Origin of the sequence: Flavobacterium reichenbachii, assembly GCF_002217435.1 — a bacterium.
GTDB classification, from domain to species: Bacteria; Bacteroidota; Bacteroidia; order Flavobacteriales; family Flavobacteriaceae; genus Flavobacterium; species Flavobacterium reichenbachii.
On record NZ_MUHF01000019.1, the window covers coordinates 268,641 to 281,784 of the forward strand.

At 34.6% G+C, this 13,144-nt stretch carries 13 protein-coding genes and 1 tRNA gene; 9 read left to right on the forward strand and 5 right to left on the reverse strand.

Annotation, left to right across the window (positions count from 1 at the left end; translation table 11 throughout):
• Nucleotides 1-143 precede the first annotated feature (143 nt).
• From B0A68_RS16265 to B0A68_RS16275, 3 genes are all read left to right on the forward strand, one after another.
• Nucleotides 144-923, forward strand: a complete 780-nt coding sequence (locus B0A68_RS16265; protein WP_035686591.1) for a TatD family hydrolase — start codon at nucleotides 144-146, stop codon at nucleotides 921-923.
• A gap of 63 nt (nucleotides 924-986) precedes the next feature.
• Nucleotides 987-2,123 (forward strand): 1-acyl-sn-glycerol-3-phosphate acyltransferase, encoded by a 1,137-nt coding sequence (locus tag B0A68_RS16270; RefSeq protein ID WP_035686588.1) that lies wholly within the window; start codon nucleotides 987-989, stop codon nucleotides 2,121-2,123.
• Nucleotides 2,113-3,141, forward strand: a complete 1,029-nt coding sequence (locus tag B0A68_RS16275; protein WP_035686586.1) for an asparaginase — start codon at nucleotides 2,113-2,115, stop codon at nucleotides 3,139-3,141. The genes B0A68_RS16270 and B0A68_RS16275 overlap by 11 nt, the downstream gene beginning before the upstream one ends.
• An 84-nt stretch (nucleotides 3,142-3,225) precedes the next feature.
• Here B0A68_RS16275 and B0A68_RS16280 read toward each other — a convergent pair whose 3' ends face one another.
• Nucleotides 3,226-4,458 carry an MFS transporter gene (locus B0A68_RS16280; protein WP_035686584.1) on the reverse strand — a complete coding sequence of 411 codons (1,233 nt, stop codon included), beginning with the start codon at nucleotides 4,456-4,458 and terminating at the stop codon, nucleotides 3,226-3,228.
• Nucleotides 4,459-4,548: 90 nt separating this feature from the next.
• Here B0A68_RS16280 and B0A68_RS16285 point away from each other — a divergent pair, with 90 nt between their 5' ends.
• From B0A68_RS16285 to B0A68_RS16295, 3 genes are all read left to right on the forward strand, one after another.
• Nucleotides 4,549-5,418 (forward strand): LysR substrate-binding domain-containing protein, encoded by an 870-nt coding sequence (locus tag B0A68_RS16285; protein WP_035686581.1) that lies wholly within the window; start codon nucleotides 4,549-4,551, stop codon nucleotides 5,416-5,418.
• A 60-nt stretch (nucleotides 5,419-5,478) separates the two neighbouring features.
• Nucleotides 5,479-5,565 (forward strand) — tRNA-Ser (locus tag B0A68_RS16290).
• A gap of 322 nt (nucleotides 5,566-5,887) precedes the next feature.
• Nucleotides 5,888-7,378, forward strand: a complete 1,491-nt coding sequence (locus B0A68_RS16295; protein ID WP_035686579.1) for a serine hydrolase — start codon at nucleotides 5,888-5,890, stop codon at nucleotides 7,376-7,378.
• Between the two features lie 68 nt (nucleotides 7,379-7,446).
• Here B0A68_RS16295 and B0A68_RS16300 read toward each other — a convergent pair whose 3' ends face one another.
• Complete coding sequence (locus tag B0A68_RS16300) at nucleotides 7,447-7,824, reverse strand: DUF5640 domain-containing protein (protein ID WP_035686576.1); 378 nt, start codon at nucleotides 7,822-7,824, stop codon at nucleotides 7,447-7,449.
• 141 nt (nucleotides 7,825-7,965) lie between these two features.
• On the opposite strand from B0A68_RS16300, the gene B0A68_RS16305 reads away from it, so the two are divergent.
• From B0A68_RS16305 to B0A68_RS16315, 3 genes are read left to right on the forward strand one after another with little or no spacing between them, the layout of a single operon-like run.
• Complete coding sequence (locus B0A68_RS16305) at nucleotides 7,966-8,556, forward strand: hypothetical protein (protein WP_035686574.1); 591 nt, start codon at nucleotides 7,966-7,968, stop codon at nucleotides 8,554-8,556.
• Between the two features lie 42 nt (nucleotides 8,557-8,598).
• Nucleotides 8,599-9,027, forward strand: coding sequence for a hypothetical protein (locus tag B0A68_RS16310; RefSeq protein ID WP_035686571.1), 429 nt, complete (start codon nucleotides 8,599-8,601; stop codon nucleotides 9,025-9,027).
• Nucleotides 9,028-9,060: 33 nt separating this feature from the next.
• Complete coding sequence (locus B0A68_RS16315; RefSeq protein ID WP_035686568.1) at nucleotides 9,061-9,396, forward strand: hypothetical protein; 336 nt, start codon at nucleotides 9,061-9,063, stop codon at nucleotides 9,394-9,396.
• Nucleotides 9,397-9,533: 137 nt separating this feature from the next.
• Here the strand turns inward: B0A68_RS16315 and B0A68_RS16320 are convergent, their stop codons facing one another.
• The 3 genes from B0A68_RS16320 to B0A68_RS16330 form a co-directional block, all read right to left on the reverse strand.
• Nucleotides 9,534-10,292, reverse strand: a complete 759-nt coding sequence (locus B0A68_RS16320) for an SGNH/GDSL hydrolase family protein (RefSeq protein ID WP_035686565.1) — start codon at nucleotides 10,290-10,292, stop codon at nucleotides 9,534-9,536.
• 66 nt (nucleotides 10,293-10,358) lie between these two features.
• Nucleotides 10,359-11,141: a DUF3050 domain-containing protein gene (locus tag B0A68_RS16325; RefSeq protein WP_035688327.1), complete on the reverse strand. Its 783-nt coding sequence runs from the start codon at nucleotides 11,139-11,141 to the stop codon at nucleotides 10,359-10,361.
• Nucleotides 11,142-11,228: 87 nt separating this feature from the next.
• Nucleotides 11,229-12,410: an acyl-CoA dehydrogenase family protein gene (locus tag B0A68_RS16330; protein ID WP_035686562.1), complete on the reverse strand. Its 1,182-nt coding sequence runs from the start codon at nucleotides 12,408-12,410 to the stop codon at nucleotides 11,229-11,231.
• Between the last annotated feature and the right edge of the window lie 734 nt (nucleotides 12,411-13,144).

A 13,144-nucleotide genomic window follows, 5' to 3' on the forward strand; every position in this document is an offset into this window, starting at 1 on the left:
CGAAAGATCACATCGGTAAAACCTACACAACAAAACCCGGCAGGTTTTAAAACTTGCCAGATTTACTATACGCAATGTCCAATTGCACAGAATTGCTATTCTTTTAATATTGTCGTAATTTTGACCACTTTAAAATTATAACCTTGAATTCGACACCAATAATTACCGATACACACACGCATTTATATTCTGAAGAATTTGATCAGGATCGTGACGAAATGATTCAAAGAGCGATTAATGCCGGAATCACACGTTTTTTTATTCCCGCAATCGATGCAGCGGCAACGCAGTCAATGTACGATTTAGAGAAAAATTATCCTGAAAATATATTTTTGATGATGGGTTTGCATCCCACTTACGTGAAAGATAATTATCTGGACGAATTAAAGCATGTAGAAACCGAATTGTCAAAGCGAAAATTCTACGCTGTCGGCGAAATCGGAATCGATTTATATTGGGATAAAACCCATCTTAAAGAACAGCAAATCGCTTTTAAAACCCAGATTCAGCTGGCAAAACAATACAAACTTCCAATCGTAATTCATTGTCGTGAAGCTTTTGATGAAATCTTCGAAATTCTGGAAGAAGAAAAATCTGAAGATTTGTTTGGGATTTTTCATTGTTTTTCCGGAACTTTATTACAAGCACAACAGGCAATTTCGTATAACATGAAATTAGGAATTGGAGGCGTGGTAACGTTCAAAAACGGAAAGATAGATCAGTTTCTAAATCAGATCGCTTTAAAACATATTGTGTTAGAAACAGATTCGCCCTATTTAGCGCCAATTCCGTATCGAGGAAAAAGAAACGAAAGCAGCTATTTGGTCAATGTTATTTCAAAACTTGCAGCTATTTATGAGGTCTCTGAAGAAGAAATCACAGCAATAACAACACAAAATTCAAAAGACGTTTTTGGGATTTAACTTATGCCTTACAAAACTTTAATTTTTTTTTTGTTCTTTTGCCCACTTAAATCAAGATAAATAATGCAGAAATTTGATGCCATTCGACCGTTTTATGATTCCGAAATAAATGAAGCTCTTCATGATGTTGTAAATCACCCGATGATGAAAACAATGATGAACTTTACTTTTCCGGAAGTTGAAGATGAGGTTTGGAAGGATCAATTAAAGAAAACGCACTCGATTCGCGATTTTCAATGTAATTTTATTTACAATACCATTCAAAAAGTTTTAGAAAAAAGCTCTGAAGGCTTAACAACTTCAGGTTTTGAGAAACTGGAAAAAAACACTTCATATTTATTTATTTCCAATCACAGAGACATTCTGCTGGATACAACTCTGCTTAATGTTTGTTTATTTGAACATGGTTTAGTAATGACCGCCTCTGCAATTGGAGATAATCTGGTAAAAAAAGCTTTTCTGGCAACATTGGCAAAACTAAACAGAAATTTTTTGGTTTTAAGAGGATTAACGCCTCGTGAAATGCTGCAAAGTTCAAAATTACTGGCCGAATATATGGGACAGTTACTGCTTCGCGAAAATCGTTCGGTTTGGATTGCACAAAGAGAAGGAAGAACAAAAGACGGAAATGACGAAACAAATCCCGGAGTTTTAAAAATGATCGGAATGGGATCTGATGAACCAAATTTAATGGATTATTTTAAGAAATTAAGAATCGTTCCGGTTTCTATTTCTTACGAATATGACCCGACAGATGTTCTAAAAATGCCGCAATTAATGGCAGAAGCAAACAATAAAGTATACGTAAAAGATAAAAATGAAGATTTCATGACCATTTTGAGTGGTATCATGGGAACTAAAAAAAGAATACATATTTCTGTAGGCGACGTTTTAGATACAGAAATTGATCAGATTGTAGCCGAAAACGATAATGCCAATAAACAAGTTCAGGCTTTGGCACAAACTATCGACGATACAATTCTGAAAAATTATCAGTTGTGGCCGACCAACTTTATTGCCTACGACATCTTAAACGAAACCAATAAATTTTCGCATTTGTATAAAGAAAGCGAAAAGTCTCTCTTTGAGCGTCGTTTAGAAATGAGAATCGGAAGCGATAACCCTGTTACAAGACAAGGTTTTCTGGCGATGTACGCCAATCCGGTGGTCAATAAATTAAAATACCAAGATGTCATCTAAAGCCAAAATACTGCTGATTTATACCGGAGGAACCATCGGTATGAGTAAGGATTTTGAGACCGGTGCGCTCAAAGCTTTCAATTTTAGCAAATTGTTGCAAAAAATTCCAGAGTTAAAACAATTGGACTGCGAAATCGAAACGGTTTCTTTTGAGAATCCAATTGATTCTTCTAACATGAATCCCGAAATGTGGACTAAAATTGCCGCAATTATCGAGGAAAACTATATCAGTTTTGACGGCTTTGTGGTACTTCACGGATCAGATACTATGTCTTATTCGGCTTCGGCACTGAGTTTTATGCTGGAGAATTTAGCAAAACCTGTCGTGTTTACGGGATCACAGCTGCCAATAGGAGATTTGCGAACTGATGCAAAAGAAAATCTAATAACAGCAATTCAGATTGCATCTCTTCAGGAAAACGGGAAACCCGTAATTCATGAAGTATGCTTGTATTTTGAATACAAATTGTACCGCGGCAACAGAACTTCAAAAGTAAATGCGGAACATTTTAGAGCTTTTACAGCACCAAATTACCCAGAATTGGTAGAATCCGGTGTTCATTTAACGCTTAATTCTCACTTGTTTCTTCCTATAAAAAATGACGCTAAATTAATTGTTCACAAGAACTTAGATAATCATGTAGCGATTATAAAAATGTTTCCTGGAATGAGCGAAATCGTTTTGGCTTCTATATTATCGACTCAAGGTTTGAGAGGCATTGTTTTAGAAACTTACGGTTCCGGAAATGCACCAACAGAAGATTGGTTTTTAAATTTAATTAAAAAAGCACTTGAGTCAGGTTTACATATTGTAAATGTTACTCAATGTTCTGGCGGAAGCGTTAATATGGGACAATACGAGACCAGTACGGCTTTAAAATCTCTTGGAGTTATTTCGGGAAAAGATATTACAACAGAAGCAGCAATTACAAAACTAATGTACCTTTTGGGACACAATATTCCGAAAAATGAGTTCAAAGATATTTTTGAAACGTCATTGCGCGGGGAGATTTCTTAAGTGAAATTTCACCATATAATTGGAATGGCAGAGAACTTTGTCAAAGTTTTAAACTTTGACAAAGTTGTGGAAAATAGGAATTTATTAATTTTTGTATTCAATAGGACAAGTTTCTAAATCCTCTGTAGTTTTTTGATTTTTATAATACACATAAACAATCACAGAAATAACACAGATAATTCCCTGAATTGCAACGGTTGTTCTTACGCCAAGCGAATGAGAAATGTATCCGATAATTAAACTTCCAACCGGAATCATTCCCTGATACGCCATCATATAATAACTGATACTTCTCGAACGCATGTTTACCGCACTTTGAGTCTGAATGTAGATATTGATAGACGAAGTTTGTCCCATCATTCCAATCCCGCTCAAAGTCATACAAATCAATGCGATAGTTAAATTGCTCGAAAGTGCCAAAATTATAATACTGAACCCCATTAGTAAACTTGCAGCAATCATAAATTTATTCATGTTTTTAGATGATTTAAGATTGGCAATATAAACGGCAGCCAATACAGAACCAATTCCGGCAGCACTTTCAAACCAGCTGAAAGTTTCTGCGTTTCCGCTAAAGATGTCTTTGGCAAATACCGGCATCAGCGTATTAAAAGAAATTACAAACATACTGCTGCACATCAGCATTAACAGCATTCTGGCCATTTCGGTTTCTTTTTTTACATAGTCCAGACCTTCAATAAGATCGTCAAGCATTTTTAGTTTGTTTTCTGATTTGATGTGTGGTGTGATTTTCATCATAAATAAAGAAATCAAAACCGGAACATAGCTAATGAAATTCCCAATAAAACAAATGTCTTCGCCATAGGTGTGCAGAATAATTCCGGCAAGTGCGGGACCTGCAATTCGGGCAAAATTATTAAGCGTAGAGTTTAGCGCGACTGCATTTGGGAGATCTTCTTTGTCGTTAACAATATCGATCATCATAGTTTGACGGCAGGTCATATCAAAAGCATTAATAATTCCCTGAATCAAGCTCAGCGCCAGAATAAAATTGATATTGTATATTTTAAGATAAATTAGCAAAGCCAAAGTTCCAGCCTGAAGCATTGCCAAAGACTGCAGTACAATCATAGCGCGGTGTTTGTCGTAACGCCCAATAACACTTCCTGCAATAGGTGCTAAAAACAGGGACGGAATCATACTTAAAAAAGTCGCTAATCCCAGCAAAAATACAGAACCGGTTATACTATAAACCATCCAGCTTACGGCAGTTTTCTGCATCCAGGTACCAATAACTGAAACAGACTGACCATAAAAAAACAATTTGAAGTTTTTTGATTTTAACGCTTTAAACATATCCTTAAATATTTTATACAAAGTTCGTGATTATGATTTCATTAGAAAAATTAATAATTTTACTGATTATAAGTAGTAAAACTTATCTATATGGAAATTTATCAACTTCAGTATTTTATTAAAACAGCTGAGATTTTGCACTTTACCAAAGCTGCCGAATTGTGTTTTGTTACACAGTCCGGACTTTCGCAGCAAATTAAAAAACTCGAAGAAGAACTGGGAATGCCTTTGTTTAAGCGAATCGGAAAAAAAGTACAGCTCACAGAAGCGGGTTCTGTTTTTCTGATTCACGCCAAAAAAGTGGTAGAAAACGTAGAAAATGGTAAACAAGCCATCGAAGATTTAAACGAAATGATTGGCGGTGAACTAAGAATAGGCGTTACCTATATTTTTGGACTGCTGATTCTGCCTGTTGTTAATGCCTTTGCAAAAAGATACCAAAATCTTAAAATTGTTGTAGAATATGGCACAACAGAAGCTTTAGAGCAAAAATTAATGAATAACGAATTAGACTTGGTTTTGGTTATTACCTCGCACGAAATAGATCTTCCTGTTCAGAAAGTGCCTTTGTTTACTTCGCAAATGGTTATGGCGGTTTCCAAATCACATTCTTTGGCGGTTCTGGATAAGATTGCGTTTAAGAAAATAGAAGAAATTCCGCTGGTTTTACCGGGAAAAGGATCAAACTCCAGAGAATTTGTCGAAGAATTGTTCGCCAGAAATAAGATGAAACCTAAAATTTCGATAGAATTAAATTCTATTCACGCTTTACTGCAAATGGTACACGACAGTGATTTTGCTACAATTGTGGCAGAAAAAGCCTTAAAAGGCTGGGACGACCTCAAAGCAATCCAGATTACAGGAGTGCCGACCAAAAGAGATTCGTTTATGCTCACGATTGGGAGTTATCAAAAAAAGGCTGTAAAATTGTTTATGGAAGAATTTAGGAAAAGCATTTAAAGTAATATTAGATTTTACTTTTGTAACTCAGATTTTTTTGTGTTCTTTGCAGACCAATTTAGAGAGGTGTCCGAGTGGTTGAAGGAGCTAGCCTGGAAAGCTAGTATATGGGTAACTGTATCGAGGGTTCGAATCCCTTCCTCTCTGCAAAAGCAAACCGCAATTTCATAAAATATGAAATTGCGGTTTTTTCGTTTTTAAAATTACAGGATTTTCTGCGATAGCTATTTAATTTATTCACTTTAATATATTTTTTTAGAAAAAAAACGAGCTGTTTAACGTATTCATTTCTATTGGTTTACTGTTATTTGTGATGGGATTCAAAATTATTATTACAAAAAGATGTAGCATTTTCATGATAGGTTCGTCTTGATTTAAAATGCTTGAATTTGTCTGATTTACAAAAAATCTAAGTAAAAAAGATGTAGCAAGTATCAATCATCAATCAAATATTAAATCAATCACCATCATGAAAATTAATTTTTCTAAATCTCTTCTTGCGTCTTTTTTAATCACTTTAGTAAGTTTTAATGCTTATTCACAAAAAGAACAAACCGCCGACAGCATAGATGTTTTTCTTAAAGCTAAAATGGAAAAACTTCATATTCCAGGGCTTCAACTTGCAGTTGTTCAACACGGTAAAATAGTAAAAGAGAACAGTTACGGAATTGCTAATGTCGAAAACTCTGTCAGCGTAACCGATAAAAGTATGTTTTCTATTAATTCCTGCACAAAGGCATTTGTGGGTGTTGCCGTAATGCAGCTTCAGGAAGAAGGGAAACTAAATATAAATGATCCTATTTCTAAATACTTAGATGATTTGCCTGCAGCGTGGCAAGGTTTAACGATCAAACAATTATTTGCGAATATTTCCGGACTTCCAAATATTATAGATCCAGCAGAAAATTTACTTGCCGATACTGAAGAAGGGACTTGGGAAAAGGTTAAGACACTGCCGATGGAGTTTAATACAGGAGATAAATTTCGTTATAATCAGACAGGATATGTTATTATAGGCAGAATTATTAATAAGTTGAGCGGCGTGCATTTTACAAAATTTATACAAGAACGCCAGTTTAAAACAGCAGGGATGAAACAAACTCGTTTTGGAGATTCTAATGATGTAATTCCTAATTCGGCCGGAACTTATACCACACAAGATATTGTTAAAGGTAAATGGATAACTACAGATAGTGTGAGAATTGGGTATTCTAAATTCCCGGAGTATTTTAGAACTTGTGCAGGAATAATTTCTACAGCAGATGAAATAGCAAAATGGACTATTGCATTACAAAGCGGAAAGTTATTAAAGGACAAATCAAGTTTAGATTTGCTTTGGAATCCAGCAGTTTTAAACAATGGGCGTGTGCGCGGCTTTAATAAATTGGTAAATGGTTACGCAATTGGATGGCCAACTGTTACGAGAGAAGAACATCCTGCTGTAGGGCCAATTGGTGGCATGAGATCTGCATTTTTTATTTATCCAAAGGATGATGTTTCTATAATTGTCCTGACGAATCTTCAAGGTGCAAATCCTGAGTTTTTTATTGATGAAATTGCAGGTTATTATATTTCTGATATGAAAGAATCGAATGGATTTGGATTATCGGCTTCGGTTAAAAAGTTAAGAAAGGAACTGATCAAACAGCATTATAACAATGCATTGCAGCTGGCAGTAAATCTTAAAAAAAATAATCCTGAATTTAATTTGGGCGAAAACGAATTAAATGATTTTGGATATAAATTGCTAGGTGAGGGGAAGCAGGCAGAAGCCTTAAAAATCTTTAAACTTAATGTAGACCTTTATCCGCAAAGCGCAAACACTTATGACAGCTATGCAGAAACGCTGGCTGGTGCGGGAAATAAAAAAGAGGCGATTAAAAATTATAAAAAAGCATTTGAATTAAATCCTAAAAATATCAATGCTCAGGAGCAAGCCAAGAAATTAGCAAGTTTGTAAAAGAATATTTTTGAAAATATGGCAAAAGCCCTTGCAGAATTTATTTGCAAGGGCTTTTATTTTTGAGGTTAATCACTAATTTTCTTAAATTTATAAGAACAGCCTTCATCGCAAGTTAAATAAGTTGGAGAAAGATACATATAACCTTTTTCTAATTTAAAGTTTTCTATAAATGTTCCTGATGGAGTTTCTATTTGAGTTGTAAACCCCTCACAATCGTAATCTAAGGTTAATTTGTCTGATGAAACGGTGTATTTGCCCGTAAGACATTTGGTAAATCGAGAAGACTTAAATGTTCCATCAGTATTAAAAGTATAAGTGTAGCCATTTTGAGTTTTATGAAGTTTCCATGTTCCAATGATGTTATTTGTATCTAAATTTTTATCATCATTACTACATCCTGTCAAAACAAATAATACGGTTAAAGTTAAAAGTAGTTGTTTCATGTTTATTATTGGTTAAATGGTTTTATATATTAATAATAAGATGTTTAAAGTAGTAAAAGGTTGCTTAGTAATTTATTTTTCAGGTAATAAACATAAGAAAAGAATTCCTAAATTAGTTTTTGAACTTGATAATTCATTATTATGAAATCAATACTATATTCTTTTATTATTTTGATTCTCTTATCGGGATGTGCCTCATTTTCTGATAGAATTGTGAAAGACCATAAACAGGAATTAATACAAAATGATTTAAAAAAATTAGAAGGACATTATGATTTGTTTCCAGACAGCAGTTATGATAGAAAAGGTAAACTGCAAACAATAGAACCAGAAGATTCTAAATCGGGACACAATCTCAATTATTTTGTAAAATCTCCAGAAGCAAAATACAGTTATGATAAAGGTTATACAATCGAAATAAAAGTTGTAGGTCCAGATCGATTAAAGTTTATTACCAAAAAAGAAAATGTTGCAATCGATAGTGTAGAGCTGAGCGGAAAATTAAAAAACGGACTTTTTTATCTTGATAATACGTACTTAAAGCGCAATGGGATTCCCTATATTGCCGGCGGATATACAAACTACAAAACAAGAATCGGACTCACAAAAGACAACGGACTTTTGGTCAATTATGCTTATGATAATTCTGGAGCGCTTTTGTTTTTATTTTGGGCAGGATCCGACTATAATTTAGCATATCACTATCGACGATTCGAAACTATACATCAATAACAGATTAGATATAATCATACAAATAATCAATAATTTAAAAAGATGACAGGAAACTGGAACGGTTATTACAAGTTTGATAATGAAAGAATTCAAAACGCAATGGGTTTTGAAAAAACAAATTTTACAATAGTAATTGATAATTACGAAGGTGGTAATTTTCAGGGAAAAGTAAACGATGATGTTGCTACCGGCGGAATGAAAGAAACCGGTGATATCTTTGGCAAGGTAAATAAAAATGCAGTGAGTTTTAAAAAACTGATGCCCAAAAACTGCGTTATAGACCAAAACGGAAATCGAGCCACTTTAGAGAAAAAACATCCAGTACTGTATTATAAGGGTACTTTTTCAGAAGATAAAACAGAATTGAGCGGCAAATGGTTTTTTAAACGAAGGTTTTTTTTGCTGTATGGCATTATTCCGATACTTTTTAGTCCTGGAAAAGGGACTTGGAGCATGAAAAAAACCGCTTAAAGTTTTCCAAATAATTATAATCCTCAAATACAGATGTATAAATATCACTTTCGTCCCGGTTATCAATCTGAAGAACTTTTAATAGATATTTTTAACGGAGCTGAAAACGAAACTTTCGTTTCTGATTTTATAAATGCAATTCATGAAATAAAACCACAAATGATTGATATTCTGGATTTATGGATGAACGATGAAATATTAATGACGTACGATTCTGAAGTTGGAAAATTTACTATTTCAAAAGATATCTGGGGTTTTGCTTTTATAATGGCTGATAATAATCAAGAAGGTCTGGCTCTTATAAATTCGATTTTAGAAAAGTCAGAAGAGTTTGAGAAAGTTGAGGTTGATTTTGAAAATTATAAGTAAAACGGAAACGTCTTATCTAGCCCCGATAACAGCGGCATTTTTTGTGGTGGTGTTCACCACAAAAGATACAGCGGATAGCGGGACTAAAGGTGTTCTGAAAACTGAAATTTCTGCTCCTTAAAATTTGCCGTACTTTTTTATTTTTGCTGCAAAACGACTTTTACTTTTGGCATCATGCGCTCTACAAACCTTGTGTAGGCTATTTTAGATGGATGTAAGCCATCATTTGCTACAAGATCAGGATTTGCCAATCCTTGTCGTGTTATGTCTGTAATGGACACAAAAACAACTTCATTTTTAATACAATAGTTTTCTGCAAAAGTATTATACTGATCTATTGCAGCAGAAATCTTTGTACTTTGATCTCCGGCAACACTCTTTCCAAAAGGCGTATAAGCATAATCTGGAATAGAAACTACGATAACATTTTTTTTGTTTCCTTTTGCCAGTTCAATTGCTTTGGTTACCAATTCTGGAAATTCTTTTTCGTAAACAGAAAAACTTCTGCCTTGATATTGATTGTTTACGCCAATTAATAGTGTAACTAAATCATAGTTGGGTTCCAGATTTTGAGAATTTATGGACGATAATAAATTAGAAGTTGTCCAGCCGGTAGTTGCAATTATTTTTGACGAAATTGAATTGAAGTACATGGCTTGTAAGCTGGCTTTGAGCTGTTCTGGAAATCGGCAGGTCTCACACACGCTTTGCCCAATGGTGTAACTGTCGCCCAGCGCGAGATAATTTACGCTCGATTTAATAGGCAGGTTAGGATTTGGCACTGGAGCGTCTATTACAGGTCCGGCAGCAGGTTCTTTTGGCATTTCTTCGGCATTGCAGCTGAGTAATAGCACAGAAAAAAAAAGCGTAACTATTGGTTTAAAATGTAGTTTCATAATTTGTTCAAATTAGATTTCAGGCAGTTTTAAACCAATAGTTACGTTAAATATATTGTTTTGGTTTTATACCATTTCGGTCTTCATTATGATTTCTTCTTCGATGGCATTCCACAGTCCGATTCGTTTTTCCAGAGCAAGAATCGAAACTTCTTCCACTTCTTTCCATTTTTGGGCATCATCTTCACATAATTCGGTAATCATCTTCATTGCCATTGGTCCGTGCTCGTCTGCATCGAGTTCGATATGTCTTTCAAAATAATACAGCAGCTTAGCTAAATTAGCATCTGGAAGGTTTTTCTGAAAATTTTTAAGAATTTCGGTAAACATACTCGGAATCAGGTCTTCTCTTCCAAAAGTAAAAGCAGCAGCAATTTCATGTGGTTTTCCTTCTTCGATTACTCTAAAAGTAAAATCTAAAAAGGCTTTTACATTTGGATGGAGCGAACTTTGTTTGATGGCTACAAATATGTTCTGAAGCGAATTAACTTCAGATAAAAATTTTATAACTCCATTAATGTCAGCGCCGCAATCTTGCATCGCCTCCAGATACATTTCGTAATGGCTTTGTCTTCTGCCGTCTAGTGTTAAATCTGTTTCTTCGGCAAGTACAATTTCGTTGATTAAATATCTGGTTTCAGGATTTTTGGTAGCAAACCAAGGTGTTGTTGTACAGGTAAGTTTGGCTTGTAATGCTTTTAGCAGCGACATAAAATCCCAGACAGCAAAAACATGCGATTCCAGAAAACTGTGCAAATCGTCTATGTTTTGGATTTTATTGTATAATGAATGTTGTAAAAGCTGGTCTTTTTGAGGTTGAATGCTAAGGTTTATCTTTTCGATATTCATTTTTGGGAAAATTTTGGTGCAAAGATAAAAAGCTTCTTGATTACAAGAAGCTTTTCGCATTGATTTTGTATATAATTTAATAAATGTTTACGATTTAAATGCTGGAATTCCAGTTACATCCATTCCGGTAATTAGTAAATGTATGTCATGAGTTCCTTCATATGTTATTACGCTTTCAAGATTCATCATGTGGCGCATAATCGAATATTCCCCCGTGATTCCCATGCCTCCAAGCATTTGTCTGGCTTCGCGTGCAATATGAATTGCCATATCTACATTGTTTCTTTTTGCCATAGAAATCTGTGCTGTTGTAGCTTTTCCTTCGTTTCTTAAAACTCCCAGACGCCATGTAAGTAACTGTGCTTTTGTGATTTCGGTAATCATTTCGGCCAATTTTTTTTGCTGTAATTGTGTGCCTCCAATAGGTTTGCCAAACTGGATTCTTTCTTTTGCATAGCGCAAAGCGGTATCATAACAATCCATTGCAGCTCCGATTGCGCCCCAAGCGATTCCGTATCGAGCCGAATCTAAACATCCAAGTGGTGCGCCTAAGCCCGATTTGTTTGGTAAAAGATTCTCTTTTGGCACTTTTACATTATCAAAAATCAATTCTCCTGTTGATGAAGCACGAAGCGACCATTTATTGTGAGTTTCCGGAGTTGTAAAACCCTGCATCCCGCGTTCTACAATTAATCCGTGAATTCTGCCTTCTTCATCTTTTGCCCAAACTACAGCAATATCTGCAAATGGCGCATTCGAAATCCACATTTTAGCACCATTTAAAAGATAATGATCTCCCATGTCTTTAAAATTGGTAATCATACTTCCGGGATCAGAACCGTGATCGGGTTCTGTTAAGCCAAAACAGCCCATAAATTCACCTGTGGCAAGTTTTGGTAAATATTTCATTCTTTGTTCTTCGTTTCCGTATTTCCAAATAGGATACATTACCAAAGAAGATTGTACAGATGAAGTTGATCTTACACCAGAATCACCGCGCTCTATCTCCTGCATAATTAAACCGTAAGAAATTTGGTCTAATCCCGCACCTCCGTATTCAACAGGAATATAAGGGCCAAATCCTCCAATTTCTCCAAGTCCTTTTATTATTTGTTTAGGAAATTCTGCTTTTTGAGCGTACTCTTCTATTATAGGTGAAACTTCTCTTTTTACCCATGCGCGGGCAGATTCGCGAACTAATTTGTGCTCGTCTGTTAATAGATCGTCTAAATTGTAATAATCTGGGGCTTGAAATAAATCTGGTTTCATCGTTAATTGTTTTTTAGCAAAACAAATTTACGGAATAAAAATATAACAAAACCTTGTTGTTTTGTTATATTTGTTAAACGGTAAAAGAAAATTAATAGGATTTTGGCAAATTAAATGTAGTTTATTGATAATTTATGCGCTATTTTTGAATTCCAAAAACAAATTAAATGAGGCTGGTCATCTCTTTTTTATTTTTCTTTATATTAAGTACTGGTGTGGCTCAAAAAAAAGAGCTTACCGAAAAAGAGTATTTAGAACTGCAGGATAAAATTCGATTCAGCATGAACACGAATTTTGATCAAGGGCTGAAGTATACCAATCAAATGCTGCAATCTAATAATAATAAGCATTTGGCTTTTGCCAATGGAGCAGCTTCGTATCTATATCAGTTAAAAGGAAATCGAACTAAAAGCGATCAGAAATATGCATTGGCACTTTCGTATTTGAGTAAAATGCCTGAATCTGACGAAAAAAGCAGAGTAAATTCTTACCTATATAATTACAGAGGCTTAACCGAATGGAAGAGAGGTAATTTTAGTAAAGCACTTGGTTCTTATCAAGACGGAATAAAACTGTCTACTAAGATTGGAGATGTTATTCAGGTTGTAAAATTTAAAGGAAATGTAGCGTTACTTAATGAAGAAGTTGGAAACTACGAGTTGTCTATAAAGATTCTGAAACAAAATGAAAATTTTCTAGATCAGAATGAAAATTTATATGAAAAAGAGCAGTTT

Bases quoted from the DNA above. Each gene is read 5' to 3' on its own strand.
- B0A68_RS16270 (WP_035686588.1), top strand. From the start codon at position 987: ATGCAGAAATTTGATGCCATTCGACCGTTTTATGATTCCGAAATAAAT.
- B0A68_RS16275 (WP_035686586.1), top strand. From the start codon at position 2,113: ATGTCATCTAAAGCCAAAATACTGCTGATTTATACCGGAGGAACCATC.
- B0A68_RS16280 (WP_035686584.1), bottom strand. From the start codon at position 4,458: ATGTTTAAAGCGTTAAAATCAAAAAACTTCAAATTGTTTTTTTATGGT.
- B0A68_RS16285 (WP_035686581.1), top strand. From the start codon at position 4,549: ATGGAAATTTATCAACTTCAGTATTTTATTAAAACAGCTGAGATTTTG.
- B0A68_RS16295 (WP_035686579.1), top strand. From the start codon at position 5,888: ATGAAAATTAATTTTTCTAAATCTCTTCTTGCGTCTTTTTTAATCACT.
- B0A68_RS16300 (WP_035686576.1), bottom strand. From the start codon at position 7,824: ATGAAACAACTACTTTTAACTTTAACCGTATTATTTGTTTTGACAGGA.
- B0A68_RS16305 (WP_035686574.1), top strand. From the start codon at position 7,966: ATGAAATCAATACTATATTCTTTTATTATTTTGATTCTCTTATCGGGA.
- B0A68_RS16310 (WP_035686571.1), top strand. From the start codon at position 8,599: ATGACAGGAAACTGGAACGGTTATTACAAGTTTGATAATGAAAGAATT.
- B0A68_RS16315 (WP_035686568.1), top strand. From the start codon at position 9,061: ATGTATAAATATCACTTTCGTCCCGGTTATCAATCTGAAGAACTTTTA.
- B0A68_RS16320 (WP_035686565.1), bottom strand. From the start codon at position 10,292: ATGAAACTACATTTTAAACCAATAGTTACGCTTTTTTTTTCTGTGCTA.
- B0A68_RS16325 (WP_035688327.1), bottom strand. From the start codon at position 11,141: ATGAATATCGAAAAGATAAACCTTAGCATTCAACCTCAAAAAGACCAG.
- B0A68_RS16330 (WP_035686562.1), bottom strand. From the start codon at position 12,410: ATGAAACCAGATTTATTTCAAGCCCCAGATTATTACAATTTAGACGAT.